We start from the raw sequence: 14,804 nt of genomic DNA, 5'->3' as shown, positions 1-14,804 counted from the left end.
CGGGCACGCTTACTCGGTGGCCTACTTGGCGGCGTTGGCGAACGCGGGCCGCAGCTTGTCGAGGAGATATGGCACCGACAGCGCGGTCGGCTGGTTGACGCCGCCGAGCTCCTGAATGGTCAGGAAGGCGACAGCGCCCTTCTTCACCGCGGGCAGCTCACGGAAACCCGGCAGCTGACGATAGGTCTCGTCCATACCGGGGGAGTAGCCGGCCAGCAGCAAATCCGCGGTGAGCTCGTCGACGCGTTCCGGTGTCAGCGCCAGCCTGCCCTGACTGGCCGGTTGGTCGGCGAGATTCTCCGGAATACCGAGGCCGAGCTGGGTGAAAATCTGGCCGGAGACAGTGTTCGGGTCGGTGTGCACTATCAGCTGGGCCGGGCTCGCCAGCCAGGTGCTCGCGACGGTCTTGCCCCGCAGTCCGGGGTTGGCCTGCGTGATGGTCTCGACCTTCTTGTCCACATCGGCGATTACCTTGGTCGCCCGATCGGTTCTGCGCAGCGCCGCACCAAGTGCGGTCACCTGGTCGCGCCATGGTGCGACCGCCTCGTTGCTGAGCGCGGGCAGTGTCGGTGCGATCTTGGCCAACTCGTCGTAAAACCTCTGGTCAGCGAGCAGTCCGTCCACGAGGATCAGATCCGGTTCCAGCGCCGCGGCCTGCGCGGCGATATTGCCGGTGGTGTTCAACGCCTGCGCGGAACTCAGCGAGTCGGGCTCCCAGGGCGGGGGCGAGTTGGGCACCGTCGCGGCGGTGTCGATATATCCGACCGGAGTCACCCCGAGTGCCAAGGCGGCATCCATCCATTGATTGCCCAGGGCGACAAGCCTTTTAGGCACCCCATCGATAGTGGTGGTGCCGCGCGCGTGGGCGATGGTGACCGGCTCGCTCCCGCCCGGCTCCGCACCGTCACTCAGCGATCCCCAGATGACGACACCGAGGGTCGCCACACCCGCCAGCATGGCAGCCACAGCCAAGACCCAGCCGCGAGGTACCCGAACAGACCTCATCATCGCCCCTTTCGTCGAGGCGCGTCCCCGATCGGCTTGCCCGGACGGCGCCAGTTCGAGTCAGCCTAGGCCGCCACCCGGCAGAAGACCTGCTGGACAAGAAGGCACAGTATGCCCGGGCGGGTATTCCGCTCTACCTGGTCGTCGGGCTCGACACCAAGTACGACATCGAAGAGGTCCGCGAGTTCAGGCTCGACGCGCATGCCGCCGAGTATCGGCTGCACCGGCTGCATCGCGATGGATTCCTGCAGCTCGAGCATGTCGTGCTCGGCGAGATCGGCTTCGCGGACCTCGTTCGATAGTCAGTGGGATATCTGTCGTTCTCGCAGTACTTCCGAAAGCTACTCGGCTTCCGATCTGGCGACCGGTTCTCGACGGGTGCCGTCGCGCAGCCCGATCGACATGATGTCGGAGGGCTGGTCGAGTTCGATGCGGTGCCAACGGCCACGTGGCACAACGTAAGCCGTGCCGGAGGTCAGATGGACCTGGGTCTCCTCGTCGCCGGGATGTTGCGGTCGCAGGTACAAGCGCATCGCGCCGGATAGGCAGCACACCGCCTCTTCGGAGGACGGGTGGACCTCCCAGTGGTCGGCGTGCACATCGGCGTTGGTCTCGACGTGGAATGTGGCGAGCTGCCAGCCGTCAGAGCCGGTGCTCATTCGACGTTCACCCGTGCGCACGTGGCCGTCCGGGCGAAAGTGCAGGCCGCTGTCGAACAGGTCGATCGGTGTCTGGGTCATGGGTTCCTCCTCGGTTACTGCTATGGACGTGTGGGGGAGAGTTCTTCGTGCAGAGGCACTTTCGGGGTGACGGTCGAGTCGGGCCGGGCGGCGGGCAGGACCACGGCGGCGACAAGGGCGGCGGTGCCGAACACGAGTGCGGCGATGCCGAGTGCGAGCGCGTAACCGTCGTTGAGGCCGATGGGATCGAGGCGGGCGCCGGAGCGGCTCGCGGCGATGGTGGCCAGTGCGGCGACACCGACGCTGCCGCCGAGTTGTCGTGCGCTGTTGAACACGCCCGACGCCATGCCCGCTTCTGGTCCCGCGACGCCCATGGTCGCGGCGGCGGCGACCGGAGCCAGGCACAGTCCGAGGCCGAACCCGCCGACCAGTGAGGGGCCGAGCACGTCGGTGACGAAGCTGCCGTCGGGGCTGATCAACGCGAACCAGCCGATGCCCGCGGCAGTGAGCAGACCGCCGCCGATGAGCGCGCTCTTGGGTGAGCGTCGCGCGCCGACCCGGGTGGCGACCACCGTCCCGATGATCACGGTCAGTGAGAACGGCAGGAAGGCCGCGCCCGTCGCGCCCGCGCTCATCCCCAACACCTGCTGCATATACAGCGACACCAGGTAGAAAGCGGAGAATTGTCCTGCGGCGGCGAGGAATACGAAGAGGTTCGCGCCGGTGACCCAGCGACTGCGGAACAGTCCGAGGCGAACGAGGGGAGTGGCAACCCGTGCCTCGACCACAAGGAAGCAGGCCAGCACGATGATGCTCGCGCTCAGCGTGGCAATCGTGACACCCGAGGTCCAGCCGTAGCGATCGGTGCGTACCACGCCGATCACGAGCAGGCCGATGCCCGCGGTCGCGAGCACTGCGCCGAGCGCGTCGAGGCGGCCTGCGGCGTGCCGGCGCCGATCGGTTGCCACGCCCGCCGCCACTGCCGCGAGTGCGATCGCGACGATCGGGATATTGATCAGCATTACCCAGCGCCAGTTCGCATATTCGGTCAGCAGTCCGCCGACCAGCACCCCCATCGCGCCGCCCGCGGCATTCACCGCGCTCCACACGCCCAGCGCTCGCAGCCGGGCGGGTCCTTCGGTGAAGGTGGTGGTCAGGGTGGCGAGTGCGGCCGGTGCGACGCCCGCCGCCGCGATGCCCTGCACGGCCCTCGCGGCCACCAGCTGCCACGGCGCCTGCGCGAAACCTCCTGCCATCGAGGCGATTCCGAAGACGATCAGCCCTGCGGCGAACAGCCTTCGCCGTCCGAACAGATCGCAGGCTTTGCCGCCCAGCAGTAGAAACCCGCCGAAGGTCAGCGCGTAGATATGCACCACCCAGGCCAGATCGAGCGGCGCGAACCCCAGATCGGCGCGGATCGCAGGCAGTGCGACATTCACGACCGCCATGTCGAGGGCCACCATGAACTGCGCGACGGCCACGGCCGCCAAGGCGACTCCTGGCCGCCCACTCAAGTTTTTATACACGTATAAAAACTAACCGCGCAGCGATCCCTTGTCCACACATCCGTCCGGCGATGGGCGATGATGGACCCCATGCCGAACCCATCGCCGCAGCACAACCGCACCGGAAGGCCCCCGCGCATCTCCCTGCCGGAGATCCTCGCCGCAGCCCACGCGGTCATTGACGCCGATGGTGTCGAGAAGCTGACGATGCGTCGTCTCGCCACGGAACTCGCCTGCACACCGATGGCGCTCTACCACCACGTGCACGACAAGGAAGACCTGCTGCGGCTGCTACTGAACGACTACGCCGACCAAGTGGTCTGGCCGCCGCTGCCGGACGCGCCACGTGAGCGAATCCTGGTCGCCGCCAAGGCAATGCACGAGGTGCTTGCCGCACGTTCCTGGATCGTCGACGTGCTCGTCTCCGACGACCTGTTCGGCGTCTCGGCGCTCTGGATCAGCGAAACAATCATCGATGCCGCCATCGCGAGCGGCCTCGGCCCCGACCGAGCCGTGCATGCCTACCGCGTGATCTGGCACTACACCGCGGGCGAGCTCATTGTTCGTGCCAAGTCCGAACGCCGAGCCACCGAAAACCGTGCCACCTACCGCGAATCGGTCTTCGCCGACCTCGACCCCGAAACCCTGCCGCGCTTAGCCGCTCTCGGCCCGCGCTGGGTCGAGCTCACTGCTGTGGACACCTTCGAATACGGTCTGCGAGCCCTGGTCGACGGTCTACTCGCCGACGGCAAAAGCTAGCAGCCCGGCACTGCGGCCGGGCTGCTGGTCGGGATGGTGGATAACCTCGGAGCGCTCAGAAACTGACGCGCTGGTTCTCCGGCATGAACAACTTGTCGCCTTCCGTCACCCCGAAGGTGTTGTAGAACTCGGCGAGGTTGCGCATCACCTGGTTGCAACGGAATTCGCTGGGAGAGTGGGTGTCCTGCAGCTGGCTGATGGTGGCTTCCTCGGTCTGCTTCTCGCGCCAGCTGCGGGCATGGGAAAAGAACATCTGCTGGAAGTCCGGTTCTTTGCCTTCCCGCTTCGCCGCGATGCGGTAGGCCTCCAGCGCGATCTGGAGCCCGCGCAGATCGGCGAGGTTCTCGCCGACTGTGAGCGCGCCGTCGACGTGGTACTTGGGGTCGAGGCCCTCCGGGACAAGCGGGTTGTACTGGTCGATCAACTGCTTGGTTTTGGCTTCGAACGCGGCAAGATCCTCGGGGGTCCACCAGTCGCGTCGGTTGCCGTCGGCGTCGTACTTGGCGCCCTGATCGTCGAAGCCGTGCCCGATCTCGTGGCCGATGGTGGCCCCGACCGCGCCGTAATTGACCGCCGCGGTGGCGTCCTTGTCGAAGAACGGCGGCTGCAAATAGGCGGCCGGGAATGTGATCTGGTTATTGGTCGGGGAGTAGTAGGCGTTCACCGTCTGCGGCCCCATGCCCCATTCGGTTTTATCGACGGGGGTGCCGAGCCGGTTGAAGGCCTTCTTGGACTCGAAAGCATTAACCGCGCGCAGGGATTCGATCAACTTGTCCCGGGTGATCTTCAAGTCGGAGTAGTCGTCCCACTTGTCCGGGTATCCGATCCTGGCCTCGATCTTGTCGAGCTTGACGATGGAGGCTTCCCTGGTCGGCTGTGACATCCAGGTGGAATGGGTGAAGTTGTCCTTGTAGGCGGCCATGAGGTCGGCGACCATTTCCTTGGCGCGCTGCTTGGCCTCCGGCGGAAAGTGCGCGGCGACATACAGTTTGCCGAGCTGGTCGCTGAGATTGTCGTCCACGACGCCGACGGCCGACTTCCACAGCTCGGGGCGTTCGTCGAGCCCGCTCAGCACCCGGCCGACGAAATCGAAGCGCGCATCGGCGATGGCCTTGGGCAGGAAGCGGGCGAAATTCGCCGTCACGCTCGTGCGCAGGTACTCCCGCCAAACAGCGATATCGACGTCGGCCCACAGTTGCGCCGCCCCCGTCACGAACGACGGCTGGGAAACCACGATCTTGTCGAACAGCTGGCGCGGCCGGTCGGTATTGCCCGCCATCCACGGGTCCCAGTCGAATTGCGGTCCGAGCGCGGTCAATTCCGACCAGCTCATCAGGTTGTAGGTGGCGTCGGTGTTCCGATTGCGCACGCTGTTCCAATGCGCGGCCGCGATCTTGGTCTCCAGGTCGACCACCCGCTGCGCCAGCCCGGTCGGGTCGCCGAACCCCGCGGCCGCGGCCATCTTTTCCACGTAGGTCTTGTAGCCCGCGAGCTGCGTCGCGTACTCGGGCTTGCGGTAGTACTGCTCGCTGAGACCGAGGCCGGACTGGCCGATGGTCGGGATGTAGGCGTTGGAGTTCTTACGATCGATGCCGATACCGATGCCGATCAGACCCGAGATGGGCAGTTCAGCCATCACCTTTGCCAGATCCGGCTTGGTCGCGGCGCCGTCGATCTTGGCGTACAGATCGGCGAGCGGGGTCATCCCGAGCCGTTCGATCGTGTCGAGGTCAAGGCGCGCGTCGTAGAGATCGCGAATCTGCTGCGCCTCCGAGCCCGCCTCCGGATCCTTGATGCCTTCGATGATTGCCCGCAACTGGTCGAGCGTGCGGTCGGAAGCCTCGCTGATCGCACCGACGGCGGCCTTGTCCGGCGGCAGCTTGTACTCCCGCAGCCACTTGCCGTTGACGTGCCGGTACAAATCGTCCTGCGGTCGGATTGCGTTGTCGGCGCCACCCAGATCGACGCCGGTGAGCTGCACGGTGTCGCTCTTCGAGCACGAAGCCAACGCCACAGCGGCCGGCACGACCCCCAGCGCGATCAGGAAGGCACGACGGTCCAGCTGGCCGGGACGACCGGTTGATGTCACGAGGATTCCTCTCCCGATGCGGTGTCCCGCATCCTCGTCAGGCGCGATATTGCTTGCCCGAGGCTACCTGTCTCGGGCGCAGCGGGCCGGGCGGATCACAGCGTGACCCGCTGGTCCTCGGGCAGGAAAAGCCGGTCTGCGGCGGTGACGCCGAAGGTGCGGTAGAACTCGGGGATATTGCGGATCACCTGATTGCATCGGAATTCATTGGGGGCGTGCACGTCCATGGCCAGGCGCAGCTCCTGCCGCTGCTGGGTCGACTTGTCCCGCCAGATGCGCGCCCAGGACAGGAACAAGGTCGGGTAGTCGGGGTCGCCGGCGCCATCGCGCTGTCCCACGATCCGCAGGGCCGCCAGCGCGATGCTCAGCCCCCGCAGGTCGGCGAGGTTCTCCCCGACGGTGAGTGCACCGTCGACGTGCTTGCTCGGGTCGAGGCCGACCGGAACCAGCGCGTTGTACTGCGCGATGAGCTGCGCGGTTTTGGCGTCGAACGCGGCCCGATCGGCCGGGGTCCACCAGTCGCGCAGGTTGCCCTCGGCGTCGTATTCCGATCCTTGGTCGTCGAAGCCGTGACCGATCTCGTGACCGATGATCGCGCCGATCGCGCCGTAGTTGACCGCCGCCTGCGCATCCTTGTCGAAGAACGGTGGTTGCAGAATGGCGGCGGGGAAAGAAATCTCATTGGCGCTCGGGTCGTACATGGCGTTCACCGTCTGCGGCGATATGCCCCATTCGGACCTGTCGACCGGTGTGCCGAGTCGCGCGAACATCCGCGTGTTCTCGAAAGCTTTTGCCGCGCGGAGGGATTCGATCAGTTTGCCCCTGCTGATGTGAAGTCCGGAGTAGTCGATCCAGGTGTCCGGATAGCCGATCTTCGCGACGATCTTGTCCAGTTTGGCGATCGACGCAGCCCTGGTCGCCTGCGACATCCACGACGAGTTGGTGAAGTTGTCCCGATAGGCGGCCATGAGATCGGCGACGAGCGCCTGCGCCCGTTCCTTGGCGATCGGCGGAAAATACCTGCCCACATAGAGTTTCCCGAGCTGCTGGCCGAGCGTGTCGTCGACGGTGTCGATACCGTCCTTCCACGGCTCCTGACGCTGTTGCTGGCCCTGCAATGCCCTGCCGATGAAGTCGAAGGCGGCATCGGAGATGGCTTTGGGCAGTGCGCCCGCGAATTTCTTGACCACCGCCATACGCAAATATTCTCGCCAGTCCGCGATGTCGACCTCGGCCCAGAGTTGCCCCGCCGCGATGACGAAAGACGGCTGACCGACCACCACCGCGTCGAACAACCGCCTGGGCCGGTCGGTACTACCCGCCAGCCACGGCTCCCAGTCGAATTGCGGTGCGAGCGAAGTCAATTCGGTCCAGCCGAGCAGGTTGTAGGTGGCATCGGGATTGCGCAGCCGAACGTCGTCCCAATACCCGGCGGCGATTCTGGTCTCCAGCGCGAGCACACGCTGTGCCGTACCCGCTGGATCCGGGAAGCCGGCACCGGTGGCGATGTGTTCCAGATAGGTTCGGTAGGCCGCCAGTTGCTCGGCGTATTCGGGTTTCCGGTAGTACTGCTCGCCCATGGTCGGATCTATGCCGGATTGCTGGATCGTGCCGATGTAGTCGCCGGAGTTCTTCTGGTCGACCGCGACCCCGAGCCCGATCAGGCCGCCGACCGGTAGCGAACCCATCACTCGGGCGAGGTCTGCCTTGCTCACGGCGCCGTCGATCGCGGCGAACAGATCGGCCAGGGGAGTGACGCCGAGTCGCTCGATCTCGTCGAGATCGAGCCTGGCGTCGTAGAGATCACGGATCTGCTGTTCGGCCGACCCGGGCTTCGGGTCGCGAATGCCCTCGACGATGTCGCGTAACTGTTGCTGGACACGGTCGCGGACCTCGTTGAACGAGGTGTAGGACGGCCGGTCCGGTGGCAGCTGATACTCGCGCAGCCAAGCCCCGTTGACGTGCCGATATAGATCGTCTTGCGGACGAATCGCCCGGTCGGCGCCGCTCATGTCGACCCCGGCCGGCGGCGGGGTCGTATCCCTCGAACAGGACGCCAAAACCGTGGTGGCGGGAATCACGCCGAGTGCGATCAGGAAAGATCGACGATCGAATCGGAACGGACCGGCAGACGAACTCAAGAAACCCCTCTTCCAGCGGCGATATCGAATACTCGTGGCATTTTCGGCGATCCTGCCAGGACCGAGGGTAGTAACGAGAAGGCTCGCGAGCACTGATCGCCGGGGGTTTCACAGCGGAATGTCAGGGTCGTCGCAATGGACCCGATTTTGGGATGACCAGCGGATTCCCCTACACTGAACCGGTTGCCTGCGGGAGCTATGCCCGCAATCCGGCCGTGAACCCCCAGTGGTTGGGTCATCGAGATCCACATAACCGCTGGCAGGCGCGCGTTCGGGTGGCAGCAGGACCATGCCCGTCGGGTCGGCAATCCGGCGTGCGTATACATCCAGGTCAAGGAGGCTGAAGTGATTCAGCAGGAGTCGCGACTGCGCGTCGCCGACAACACGGGTGCGAAGGAAATCCTTTGCATCCGCGTGCTCGGTGGCTCGTCACGTCGCTATGCCGGCATCGGCGACATCATCGTCGCCACCGTCAAGGACGCTGTCCCCGGCGGCAACGTCAAGAAGGGCGAGGTCGTCAAGGCCGTCGTCGTGCGCACCGTCAAGGAGCGCCGCCGCCCGGACGGTTCCTACATCAAGTTCGACGAGAACGCCGCCGTGCTCATCAAGGCGGACAACGACCCGCGTGGCACCCGTATCTTCGGCCCGGTCGGCCGTGAGCTGCGCGAGAAGAAGTTCATGAAGATCGTTTCGCTGGCCCCGGAGGTGCTCTGACATGAAGGTGCACAAGGGCGATACCGTGCTCGTCATCTCGGGCAAGGACAAGGGCGCCAAGGGCAAGGTCATTCAGGCCTACCCGGCGACCGGCAAGATCCTGGTCGAGGGCGTGAACCGGATCAAGAAGCACGTCGCGAACTCCGCGAACCAGCGTGGCGCCTCCTCCGGCGGCATCGTGACCCAGGAAGCCCCGATCCAGGTCTCGAACGTGATGGTCGTCGATTCCGATGGCAAGCCGACCCGTGTCGGTTACCGCACCGATGAGGAGAGCGGCAAGCGGGTCCGGATCTCCCGTAACAACGGGAAGGACATCTGACATGACCACCACTGAGAACAAGGTTCAGCCGCGCCTGAAGGCGCGCTACCGCGCCGAGATCAAGGACGCGCTCAACAGCGAGTTCGACTACGCCAACGTGATGCAGATCCCCGGCGTGGTCAAGGTCGTCGTCAACATGGGTGTCGGTGACGCCGCCCGTGACGCGAAGCTGATCAACGGCGCCATCAAGGATCTGGAACTGATCACCGGTCAGAAGCCCGAGGTCCGCAAGGCGACCAAGTCGATCGCGCAGTTCAAGCTGCGTGAGGGCATGCCCATCGGTGCGAAGGTCACGCTGCGTGGCGATCGCATGTGGGAGTTCCTCGACCGCCTGGTCTCCATCGCGCTGCCCCGTATCCGCGACTTCCGCGGCCTGTCGCCGAAGCAGTTCGACGGCAACGGCAACTACACGTTCGGCCTGAGCGAGCAGTCGATGTTCCACGAGATCGACGTGGACTCCATCGACCGTCCGCGGGGTATGGACATCACGGTCGTGACCACCGCGACCAACAACGAAGAGGGCCGCGCGCTCCTCAAGCACCTCGGCTTCCCGTTCAAGGAGAACTGACGATGGCCAAGAAAGCACTGCGTATCAAGGCCGAAGCCAAGCCGAAGTTCGGTGTTCGCGCCTACACCCGCTGCCAGCGTTGCGGTCGCCCGCACGCCGTCTACCGCAAGTTCGGCCTGTGCCGTGTCTGCCTTCGCGAGATGGCGCACCGCGGCGAGCTGCCGGGCGTGCACAAGAGCTCCTGGTAGCCGACAAACTTCCGTCTTCCGGACGGGAACAAACCCCCACTTCGTGATAGGCCCACGAGTCCTTCGGGCTCTTGCATGGGAACCGTTGCGAGAAAGGTAAACGGTCAAAAACATGACCATGACTGATCCGATCGCAGACTTCCTCACTCGTCTGCGCAACGCCAACTCGGCGTACCACGATCAGGTGAAGGCGCCGCACTCGAAGCTCAAGGCGAACATCGCCGAGATCCTCAAGCGCGAGGGCTACATCGCCGACTACCGGACCGAGGACGCGACCGTCGGCAAGAGCCTCGTCGTCGACCTCAAGTACGGCCCCAGCCGTGAGCGCAGCCTGCAGGGCCTGCGCCGCGTCTCGAAGCCGGGTCTGCGTGTGTACGCAAAGTCCACCAACCTGCCCAAGGTCCTGGGCGGCCTCGGCGTGGCGATCATCTCCACGTCGACCGGTCTGCTCACTGATCGCCAGGCGGCCAAGCAAGGTGTAGGCGGGGAAGTCCTCGCCTACGTCTGGTAAGGGGAGGTAGGACAATGTCGCGTATCGGCAAGAAGCCCATCGCAATTCCCGCGGGCGTCGATGTCACCATCGATGGCCAGAACGTGTCGGTGAAGGGTCCCAAGGGCACCCTGTCGCACACCGTCGCCGAGCCGATCATCGTCGCCAAGGGCGAGGACGGTCAGCTCGAGGTCGCGCGTCCGAACGACGAGCGCCAGAGCCGTGCACTGCACGGCCTGACCCGCACCCTGGTCTCGAACATGGTCGAGGGTGTGACCAAGGGCTACGAGAAGAAGATGGAAATCTTCGGCGTCGGTTACCGCGTGCAGGCCAAGGGCTCGAACCTCGAGTTCGCGCTCGGCTACAGCCACCCGGTCCCGATCGAGGCCCCGGAAGGCATCACCTTCGCGGTGGAAACGCCCACCAAGTTCTCTGTGTCCGGAATCGACAAGCAGAAGGTCGGTCAGATCTCCGCTGTGATCCACGGACTGCGCAAGCCCGACCCGTACAAGGGCAAGGGCATCCGCTACGCCGGCGAGGTCGTTCGCCGCAAGGTCGGAAAGACGGGTAAGTGATCATGGCGCAAACCGAAAACCAGAAGGCCAAGCGCATCCCGCGCGGCAAGGATGTGTCGACCACGCGTCGACTGTCCAAGACGCGTCGTCACTTCCGTCTGCGCAAGAAGGTCGTCGGCACCACCGAGCGTCCGCGCCTGGTGGTCAACCGCTCCTCGCGTCACCTGCACGCACAGCTCATCGACGACTCCGTCGGCAAGACCATTGCCGCCGCGTCCTCGATCGAGGCCGATGTGCGCGCCGTGGACGGCGACAAGTCGGCCAAGGGCAAGAAGGTCGGCGCACTGCTGGCCGAGCGTGCCAAGGCTGCCGGTGTCGAGGCCGTCGTGTTCGACCGCGGTGGTCACGACTACCACGGCCGGATCGCCGCGCTGGCGGACGCCGCTCGCGAAGGTGGGTTGAAATTCTGATGATCAAGAACAACGGAAGGAACGTCTGATGCCGGGACGTCAGAGGCGTGACGGCGGCAGCGGACCCGCCGGACAGAATGGTGCAGCCGGAGGCCCCGAGGGCGGCCGCGGCGACCGTCGCGGTGGCGGGGACCGTCGTGGTGGCGGGGACCGTCGGGACAACGCGGCCGAGAAGAACCAGCTCGAGCGGGTCGTCGCGATCAACCGCGTCTCCAAGGTCGTGAAGGGTGGTCGTCGCTTCAGCTTCACCGCCCTCGTGATCGTCGGTGACGGCAACGGTCTGGTCGGTGTCGGCTACGGCAAGGCCAAGGAAGTTCCCGCGGCCATTCAGAAGGGTGTCGAGGAAGCTCGTAAGAACTTCTTCCGCGTCCCGATGATCGGCTCGACCATCACCCACCCGGTCCAGGGTGAGGCGGCGGCCGGTGTCGTCATGCTGCGTCCGGCTTCGCCCGGTACCGGTGTGATCGCCGGCGGCGCGGCGCGCGCCGTGCTGGAATGCGCTGGTATCCATGACATTCTGGCGAAGTCGCTCGGTAGCGACAACGCCATCAACGTCGTGCACGCGACGGTTGCGGCACTCAAGATGCTGCAGCGTCCGGAAGAGGTCGCGGCCCGTCGTGGTCTGCCCCTCGAGGACGTTGCCCCCGCGGGCATGCTGCGCGCACGCGCTCAGGCAGCGGGAGGCCGGTAGTTATGGCAGATCTCAAGGTGACCCAGATCAAGTCGTCGATCGGCGCCAAGGCGAACCAGCGGGAGAGCCTTCGTACGCTCGGCCTGCGGAAGATCCGCCAGACCGTGGTTCGTGAGGACAATCCTCAGAACCGTGGGCTGATCAACGTCGTGCGCCACCTCGTAACAGTTGAGGAGGTCTGACATGACCATCAAGTTGCATCACCTGCGTCCGGCTCCCGGCGCCAAGACCGAGAAGACCCGGGTGGGTCGCGGTGAAGGCTCCAAGGGCAAGACCGCGGGCCGCGGTACCAAGGGCACCAAGGCTCGCAAGAACGTTCCGGCCGCCTTCGAGGGCGGGCAGATGCCGATCCACATGCGGCTGCCCAAGCTCAAGGGCTTCACGAACCGATTCCGCACGGAATATCAGGTCGTGAATGTCGGTTCGATCGCCAAGTTGTTCCCCGAGGGTGGCGAGATCGGCAAGGCCGAGCTCGTTGCGGCCGGCGCGGTTCGCAAGAACCAGCTGGTCAAGATCCTCGGTGACGGCGAGATCGGTGTCGCGGTCCAGGTGACCGTCGATAAGGTCACCGGTGCCGCCAAGGAAAAGATCACCGCGGCCGGTGGCACTGTCACCGAGCTGGGCTGACGGTACTCTGCAGTTAGTGGCACCGGACGAGTGAAGGCTCGTCCGGTGCCACTGTTAGAGTTCAATTGTTGTCTGCCAAGCCTCGTCATGGGATACGGCGCCTTCCGACCAGGACTTCGCTGAAATATCCATGGCATGACCATGTCGTTCGCCAGGAGGATCTGTGCTTTCCGCCTTCGTATCGGCCTTCCGGACTCCGGACTTACGGCGGAAGATTCTCTTCACGCTGGGGTTGATCGCGTTGTACCGCTTGGGTGCCGCGCTGCCGTCCCCCGGCGTTGACTACCAGGCTGTCCAGGAATGCATCGACCTGGTGTCCGGCGGTGAGTCCGGCGGTATCTACCAGCTGATCAACCTGTTCTCCGGTGGTGCGCTGCTGCAGTTGTCGGTCTTCGCGATCGGCATCATGCCCTACATCACGGCCAGCATCATTATTCAGCTGTTGACGGTTGTCATCCCGCGGTTCGAGGAACTGCGAAAAGAAGGCCAATCGGGCCAGAACAAGATGACGCAGTACACCCGGTATCTGTCGATCGCCCTCGCGATCCTGCAGGCCACCGGCCTTGTCGCGCTAGCCGCCCGCGGTCAGCTGCTGCAGGGCTGCCAGCAGGACATCCTGGCCGATACCAGCATCTTCGGCATGATCATCATCGTGCTGGTGATGACCGCCGGTGCGGCACTGGTGATGTGGTTCGGTGAGCAGATCACCGAGCGTGGCGTCGGCAACGGTATGTCGCTGCTGATCTTCGCCGGTATCGCCGCCCGTATCCCGTCGCAGGGCAAGGGCATTCTGGACAGTCGTGGCCCGCTGGTCTTCGGCCTCGTCTGCGCCGCCGCGCTCGCCATCATCGGCGCGGTCATCTTCGTCGAGCAGGGCCAGCGCCGGATTCCGGTGCAGTACGCCAAGCGAGTCGTCGGCCGCAAGATGTACGGTGGCTCCTCGACCTACCTGCCGCTGAAGGTCAACCAGGCAGGCGTCATCCCGGTGATCTTCGCGTCATCGCTGTTGTACCTGCCGAACCTGGTTGCCCAGCTGACTACGTCGAAGGGGACGGCAGACCAGAGTTGGTGGCAGGAGATCATCCAGAAATACCTGGTGACTCCGAGCAACCCGGTGTACATCGCGATCTACTTCAGTCTGATCGTGTTCTTCACCTACTTCTATGTCGCGATCACCTTCAATCCGGAGGAACGCGCCGACGAGATGAAGAAGTTCGGCGGCTTCATTCCGGGCTACCGCCCCGGTAGGCCGACTGCCGACTATCTCAATTTTGTGTTGAGCCGAATCACCCTCCCCGGCTCGATCTACCTCGGTCTCGTAGCGGTCCTGCCGAACCTGTTCCTCGACATCGGTGCCAGTAGTGATGCCCAGAACCTTCCGTTCGGTGGCACCGCGGTACTGATCATGGTGAGCGTCGGCTTGGATACTGTGAAGCAGATCGAGAGCCAGCTGATGAATCGAAATTACGAAGGGTTCCTCAAGTGAGAGTTGTACTTCTCGGTCCGCCGGGCGCCGGCAAGGGCACCCAGGCCGTCCTGCTTTCGGAAAAGCTGGGCGTCCCACACATCTCCACTGGAGACCTGTTCCGTGCGAACATCAGCCAGCAGACCCCGTTGGGGCGTGAGGCACAGAAGTACATGGACGCCGGCGATCTGGTGCCGAGCGATGTGACCAACCGCATGGTCGAGGCCCGGGTCGCCGAGCCCGACGCCGCGAATGGTTTCGTGCTCGACGGCTACCCGCGCACGGTCGATCAGGCCGACGCGCTGGAGAAGATCCTCGCGGACATGGACACCAAGCTCGACGCGGTGCTGTGCTTCGTCGTCGCGGAGGACACCGTGGTCGAGCGGATGCTGGCCCGGGGCCGCGCCGACGACAACGAAGGCGTGATCCGCAATCGGCTCCGGGTGTACCGGGACGAGACCGAGCCGCTGCTGGAGCACTACGACGGGTTGGTCGTCACCGTGGACGGTGTCGGCGAGGTCGACGAGGTCAACGCCCGCGCGTTGCGCGCACTCGGCCACTGATGCTGCTCACCGCAC

General features: G+C 64.8%; 19 protein-coding genes. 13 read left to right on the top strand and 6 right to left on the bottom strand.

What is annotated here, in order from left to right:
• Positions 1 to 21: 21 nt before the first annotated feature.
• From AB0M74_RS09190 to AB0M74_RS09175, 4 genes are all read right to left on the bottom strand, one after another.
• On the bottom strand, positions 22 to 957 hold the full coding sequence (locus AB0M74_RS09190) for an ABC transporter substrate-binding protein (protein WP_364904145.1): 936 nt from the start codon (positions 955 to 957) through the stop codon (positions 22 to 24).
• Between the two features lie 113 nt (positions 958 to 1,070).
• Complete coding sequence (locus AB0M74_RS09185; RefSeq protein ID WP_364903793.1) at positions 1,071 to 1,265, bottom strand: hypothetical protein; 195 nt, start codon at positions 1,263 to 1,265, stop codon at positions 1,071 to 1,073.
• Positions 1,266 to 1,346: 81 nt separating this feature from the next.
• Positions 1,347 to 1,745, bottom strand: a complete 399-nt coding sequence (locus tag AB0M74_RS09180) for a cupin domain-containing protein (RefSeq protein WP_364903791.1) — start codon at positions 1,743 to 1,745, stop codon at positions 1,347 to 1,349.
• Between the two features lie 20 nt (positions 1,746 to 1,765).
• A complete protein-coding gene (locus tag AB0M74_RS09175; RefSeq protein ID WP_364903788.1) occupies positions 1,766 to 3,211 on the bottom strand; it encodes an MFS transporter in 1,446 nt (481 codons plus the stop codon).
• 69 nt (positions 3,212 to 3,280) lie between these two features.
• On the opposite strand from AB0M74_RS09175, the gene AB0M74_RS09170 reads away from it, so the two are divergent.
• Complete coding sequence (locus AB0M74_RS09170; protein ID WP_364903785.1) at positions 3,281 to 3,949, top strand: TetR/AcrR family transcriptional regulator; 669 nt, start codon at positions 3,281 to 3,283, stop codon at positions 3,947 to 3,949.
• 55 nt (positions 3,950 to 4,004) lie between these two features.
• Here AB0M74_RS09170 and AB0M74_RS09165 read toward each other — a convergent pair whose 3' ends face one another.
• Positions 4,005 to 6,038 (bottom strand): M13 family metallopeptidase, encoded by a 2,034-nt coding sequence (locus AB0M74_RS09165; protein ID WP_364903782.1) that lies wholly within the window; start codon positions 6,036 to 6,038, stop codon positions 4,005 to 4,007.
• A gap of 95 nt (positions 6,039 to 6,133) precedes the next feature.
• A complete protein-coding gene (locus tag AB0M74_RS09160; protein ID WP_364903779.1) occupies positions 6,134 to 8,050 on the bottom strand; it encodes a M13 family metallopeptidase in 1,917 nt (638 codons plus the stop codon).
• A 474-nt stretch (positions 8,051 to 8,524) separates the two neighbouring features.
• Between AB0M74_RS09160 and rplN the strand changes: the two genes are divergently transcribed.
• The 12 genes from rplN to AB0M74_RS09100 all read left to right on the top strand — a co-directional run bounded on the left by rplN (position 8,525) and on the right by AB0M74_RS09100 (position 14,789).
• Entirely contained in the window at positions 8,525 to 8,893 is a 369-nt protein-coding gene (gene rplN / locus AB0M74_RS09155) for a 50S ribosomal protein L14 (RefSeq protein WP_040686591.1), read from the top strand.
• Between the two features lies 1 nt (position 8,894).
• Positions 8,895 to 9,212, top strand: coding sequence for a 50S ribosomal protein L24 (gene rplX, locus AB0M74_RS09150; protein WP_364903776.1), 318 nt, complete (start codon positions 8,895 to 8,897; stop codon positions 9,210 to 9,212).
• 1 nt (position 9,213) lies between these two features.
• Positions 9,214 to 9,780 (top strand): 50S ribosomal protein L5, encoded by a 567-nt coding sequence (gene rplE / locus AB0M74_RS09145; protein WP_364903773.1) that lies wholly within the window; start codon positions 9,214 to 9,216, stop codon positions 9,778 to 9,780.
• Between the two features lie 2 nt (positions 9,781 to 9,782).
• Positions 9,783 to 9,968 (top strand): type Z 30S ribosomal protein S14, encoded by a 186-nt coding sequence (locus AB0M74_RS09140; protein WP_188829844.1) that lies wholly within the window; start codon positions 9,783 to 9,785, stop codon positions 9,966 to 9,968.
• Between the two features lie 112 nt (positions 9,969 to 10,080).
• Positions 10,081 to 10,479: a 30S ribosomal protein S8 gene (rpsH, locus tag AB0M74_RS09135; RefSeq protein WP_014981717.1), complete on the top strand. Its 399-nt coding sequence runs from the start codon at positions 10,081 to 10,083 to the stop codon at positions 10,477 to 10,479.
• Positions 10,480 to 10,493: 14 nt separating this feature from the next.
• Positions 10,494 to 11,033, top strand: a complete 540-nt coding sequence (rplF, locus tag AB0M74_RS09130) for a 50S ribosomal protein L6 (protein WP_364903769.1) — start codon at positions 10,494 to 10,496, stop codon at positions 11,031 to 11,033.
• Between the two features lie 2 nt (positions 11,034 to 11,035).
• Positions 11,036 to 11,443 (top strand): 50S ribosomal protein L18, encoded by a 408-nt coding sequence (gene rplR / locus AB0M74_RS09125; RefSeq protein WP_364903766.1) that lies wholly within the window; start codon positions 11,036 to 11,038, stop codon positions 11,441 to 11,443.
• A 28-nt stretch (positions 11,444 to 11,471) separates the two neighbouring features.
• On the top strand, positions 11,472 to 12,134 hold the full coding sequence (rpsE, locus tag AB0M74_RS09120; protein WP_364903763.1) for a 30S ribosomal protein S5: 663 nt from the start codon (positions 11,472 to 11,474) through the stop codon (positions 12,132 to 12,134).
• A gap of 2 nt (positions 12,135 to 12,136) precedes the next feature.
• Positions 12,137 to 12,316, top strand: coding sequence for a 50S ribosomal protein L30 (rpmD, locus tag AB0M74_RS09115; RefSeq protein ID WP_062983142.1), 180 nt, complete (start codon positions 12,137 to 12,139; stop codon positions 12,314 to 12,316).
• A gap of 1 nt (position 12,317) precedes the next feature.
• The gene (gene rplO / locus AB0M74_RS09110; protein WP_364903760.1) at positions 12,318 to 12,761 is read left to right on the top strand and encodes a 50S ribosomal protein L15; all 444 of its coding nucleotides are present in this window, start codon (positions 12,318 to 12,320) and stop codon (positions 12,759 to 12,761) included.
• Between the two features lie 163 nt (positions 12,762 to 12,924).
• Positions 12,925 to 14,247, top strand: a complete 1,323-nt coding sequence (gene secY, locus AB0M74_RS09105) for a preprotein translocase subunit SecY (RefSeq protein WP_364903757.1) — start codon at positions 12,925 to 12,927, stop codon at positions 14,245 to 14,247.
• Positions 14,244 to 14,789 carry an adenylate kinase gene (locus AB0M74_RS09100; RefSeq protein ID WP_364903754.1) on the top strand — a complete coding sequence of 182 codons (546 nt, stop codon included), beginning with the start codon at positions 14,244 to 14,246 and terminating at the stop codon, positions 14,787 to 14,789. The genes secY and AB0M74_RS09100 overlap by 4 nt, the downstream gene beginning before the upstream one ends.
• Positions 14,790 to 14,804 lie beyond the last annotated feature (15 nt).

The sequence above is a fragment of the Nocardia sp. NPDC051463 genome (assembly GCF_040681975.1).
Classification (GTDB): Bacteria; Actinomycetota; Actinomycetes; order Mycobacteriales; family Mycobacteriaceae; genus Nocardia.
This window is presented reverse-complemented; position numbering and strand designations above follow the sequence as displayed.

Coding starts and splice junctions, on each gene's coding strand:
- AB0M74_RS09180 (WP_364903791.1), bottom strand. CDS start 1,745: ATGACCCAGACACCGATCGACCTGTTCGACAGCGGCCTGCACTTTCGC.
- AB0M74_RS09185 (WP_364903793.1), bottom strand. CDS start 1,265: ATGCTCGAGCTGCAGGAATCCATCGCGATGCAGCCGGTGCAGCCGATA.
- AB0M74_RS09190 (WP_364904145.1), bottom strand. CDS start 957: ATGCTGGCGGGTGTGGCGACCCTCGGTGTCGTCATCTGGGGATCGCTG.
- AB0M74_RS09170 (WP_364903785.1), top strand. CDS start 3,281: ATGCCGAACCCATCGCCGCAGCACAACCGCACCGGAAGGCCCCCGCGC.
- rplO (WP_364903760.1), top strand. CDS start 12,318: ATGACCATCAAGTTGCATCACCTGCGTCCGGCTCCCGGCGCCAAGACC.
- rpsH (WP_014981717.1), top strand. CDS start 10,081: ATGACCATGACTGATCCGATCGCAGACTTCCTCACTCGTCTGCGCAAC.
- AB0M74_RS09140 (WP_188829844.1), top strand. CDS start 9,783: ATGGCCAAGAAAGCACTGCGTATCAAGGCCGAAGCCAAGCCGAAGTTC.
- rplE (WP_364903773.1), top strand. CDS start 9,214: ATGACCACCACTGAGAACAAGGTTCAGCCGCGCCTGAAGGCGCGCTAC.
- rpsE (WP_364903763.1), top strand. CDS start 11,472: ATGCCGGGACGTCAGAGGCGTGACGGCGGCAGCGGACCCGCCGGACAG.
- rpmD (WP_062983142.1), top strand. CDS start 12,137: ATGGCAGATCTCAAGGTGACCCAGATCAAGTCGTCGATCGGCGCCAAG.
- AB0M74_RS09160 (WP_364903779.1), bottom strand. CDS start 8,050: ATGAGCGGCGCCGACCGGGCGATTCGTCCGCAAGACGATCTATATCGG.
- rplR (WP_364903766.1), top strand. CDS start 11,036: ATGGCGCAAACCGAAAACCAGAAGGCCAAGCGCATCCCGCGCGGCAAG.
- rplF (WP_364903769.1), top strand. CDS start 10,494: ATGTCGCGTATCGGCAAGAAGCCCATCGCAATTCCCGCGGGCGTCGAT.
- rplX (WP_364903776.1), top strand. CDS start 8,895: ATGAAGGTGCACAAGGGCGATACCGTGCTCGTCATCTCGGGCAAGGAC.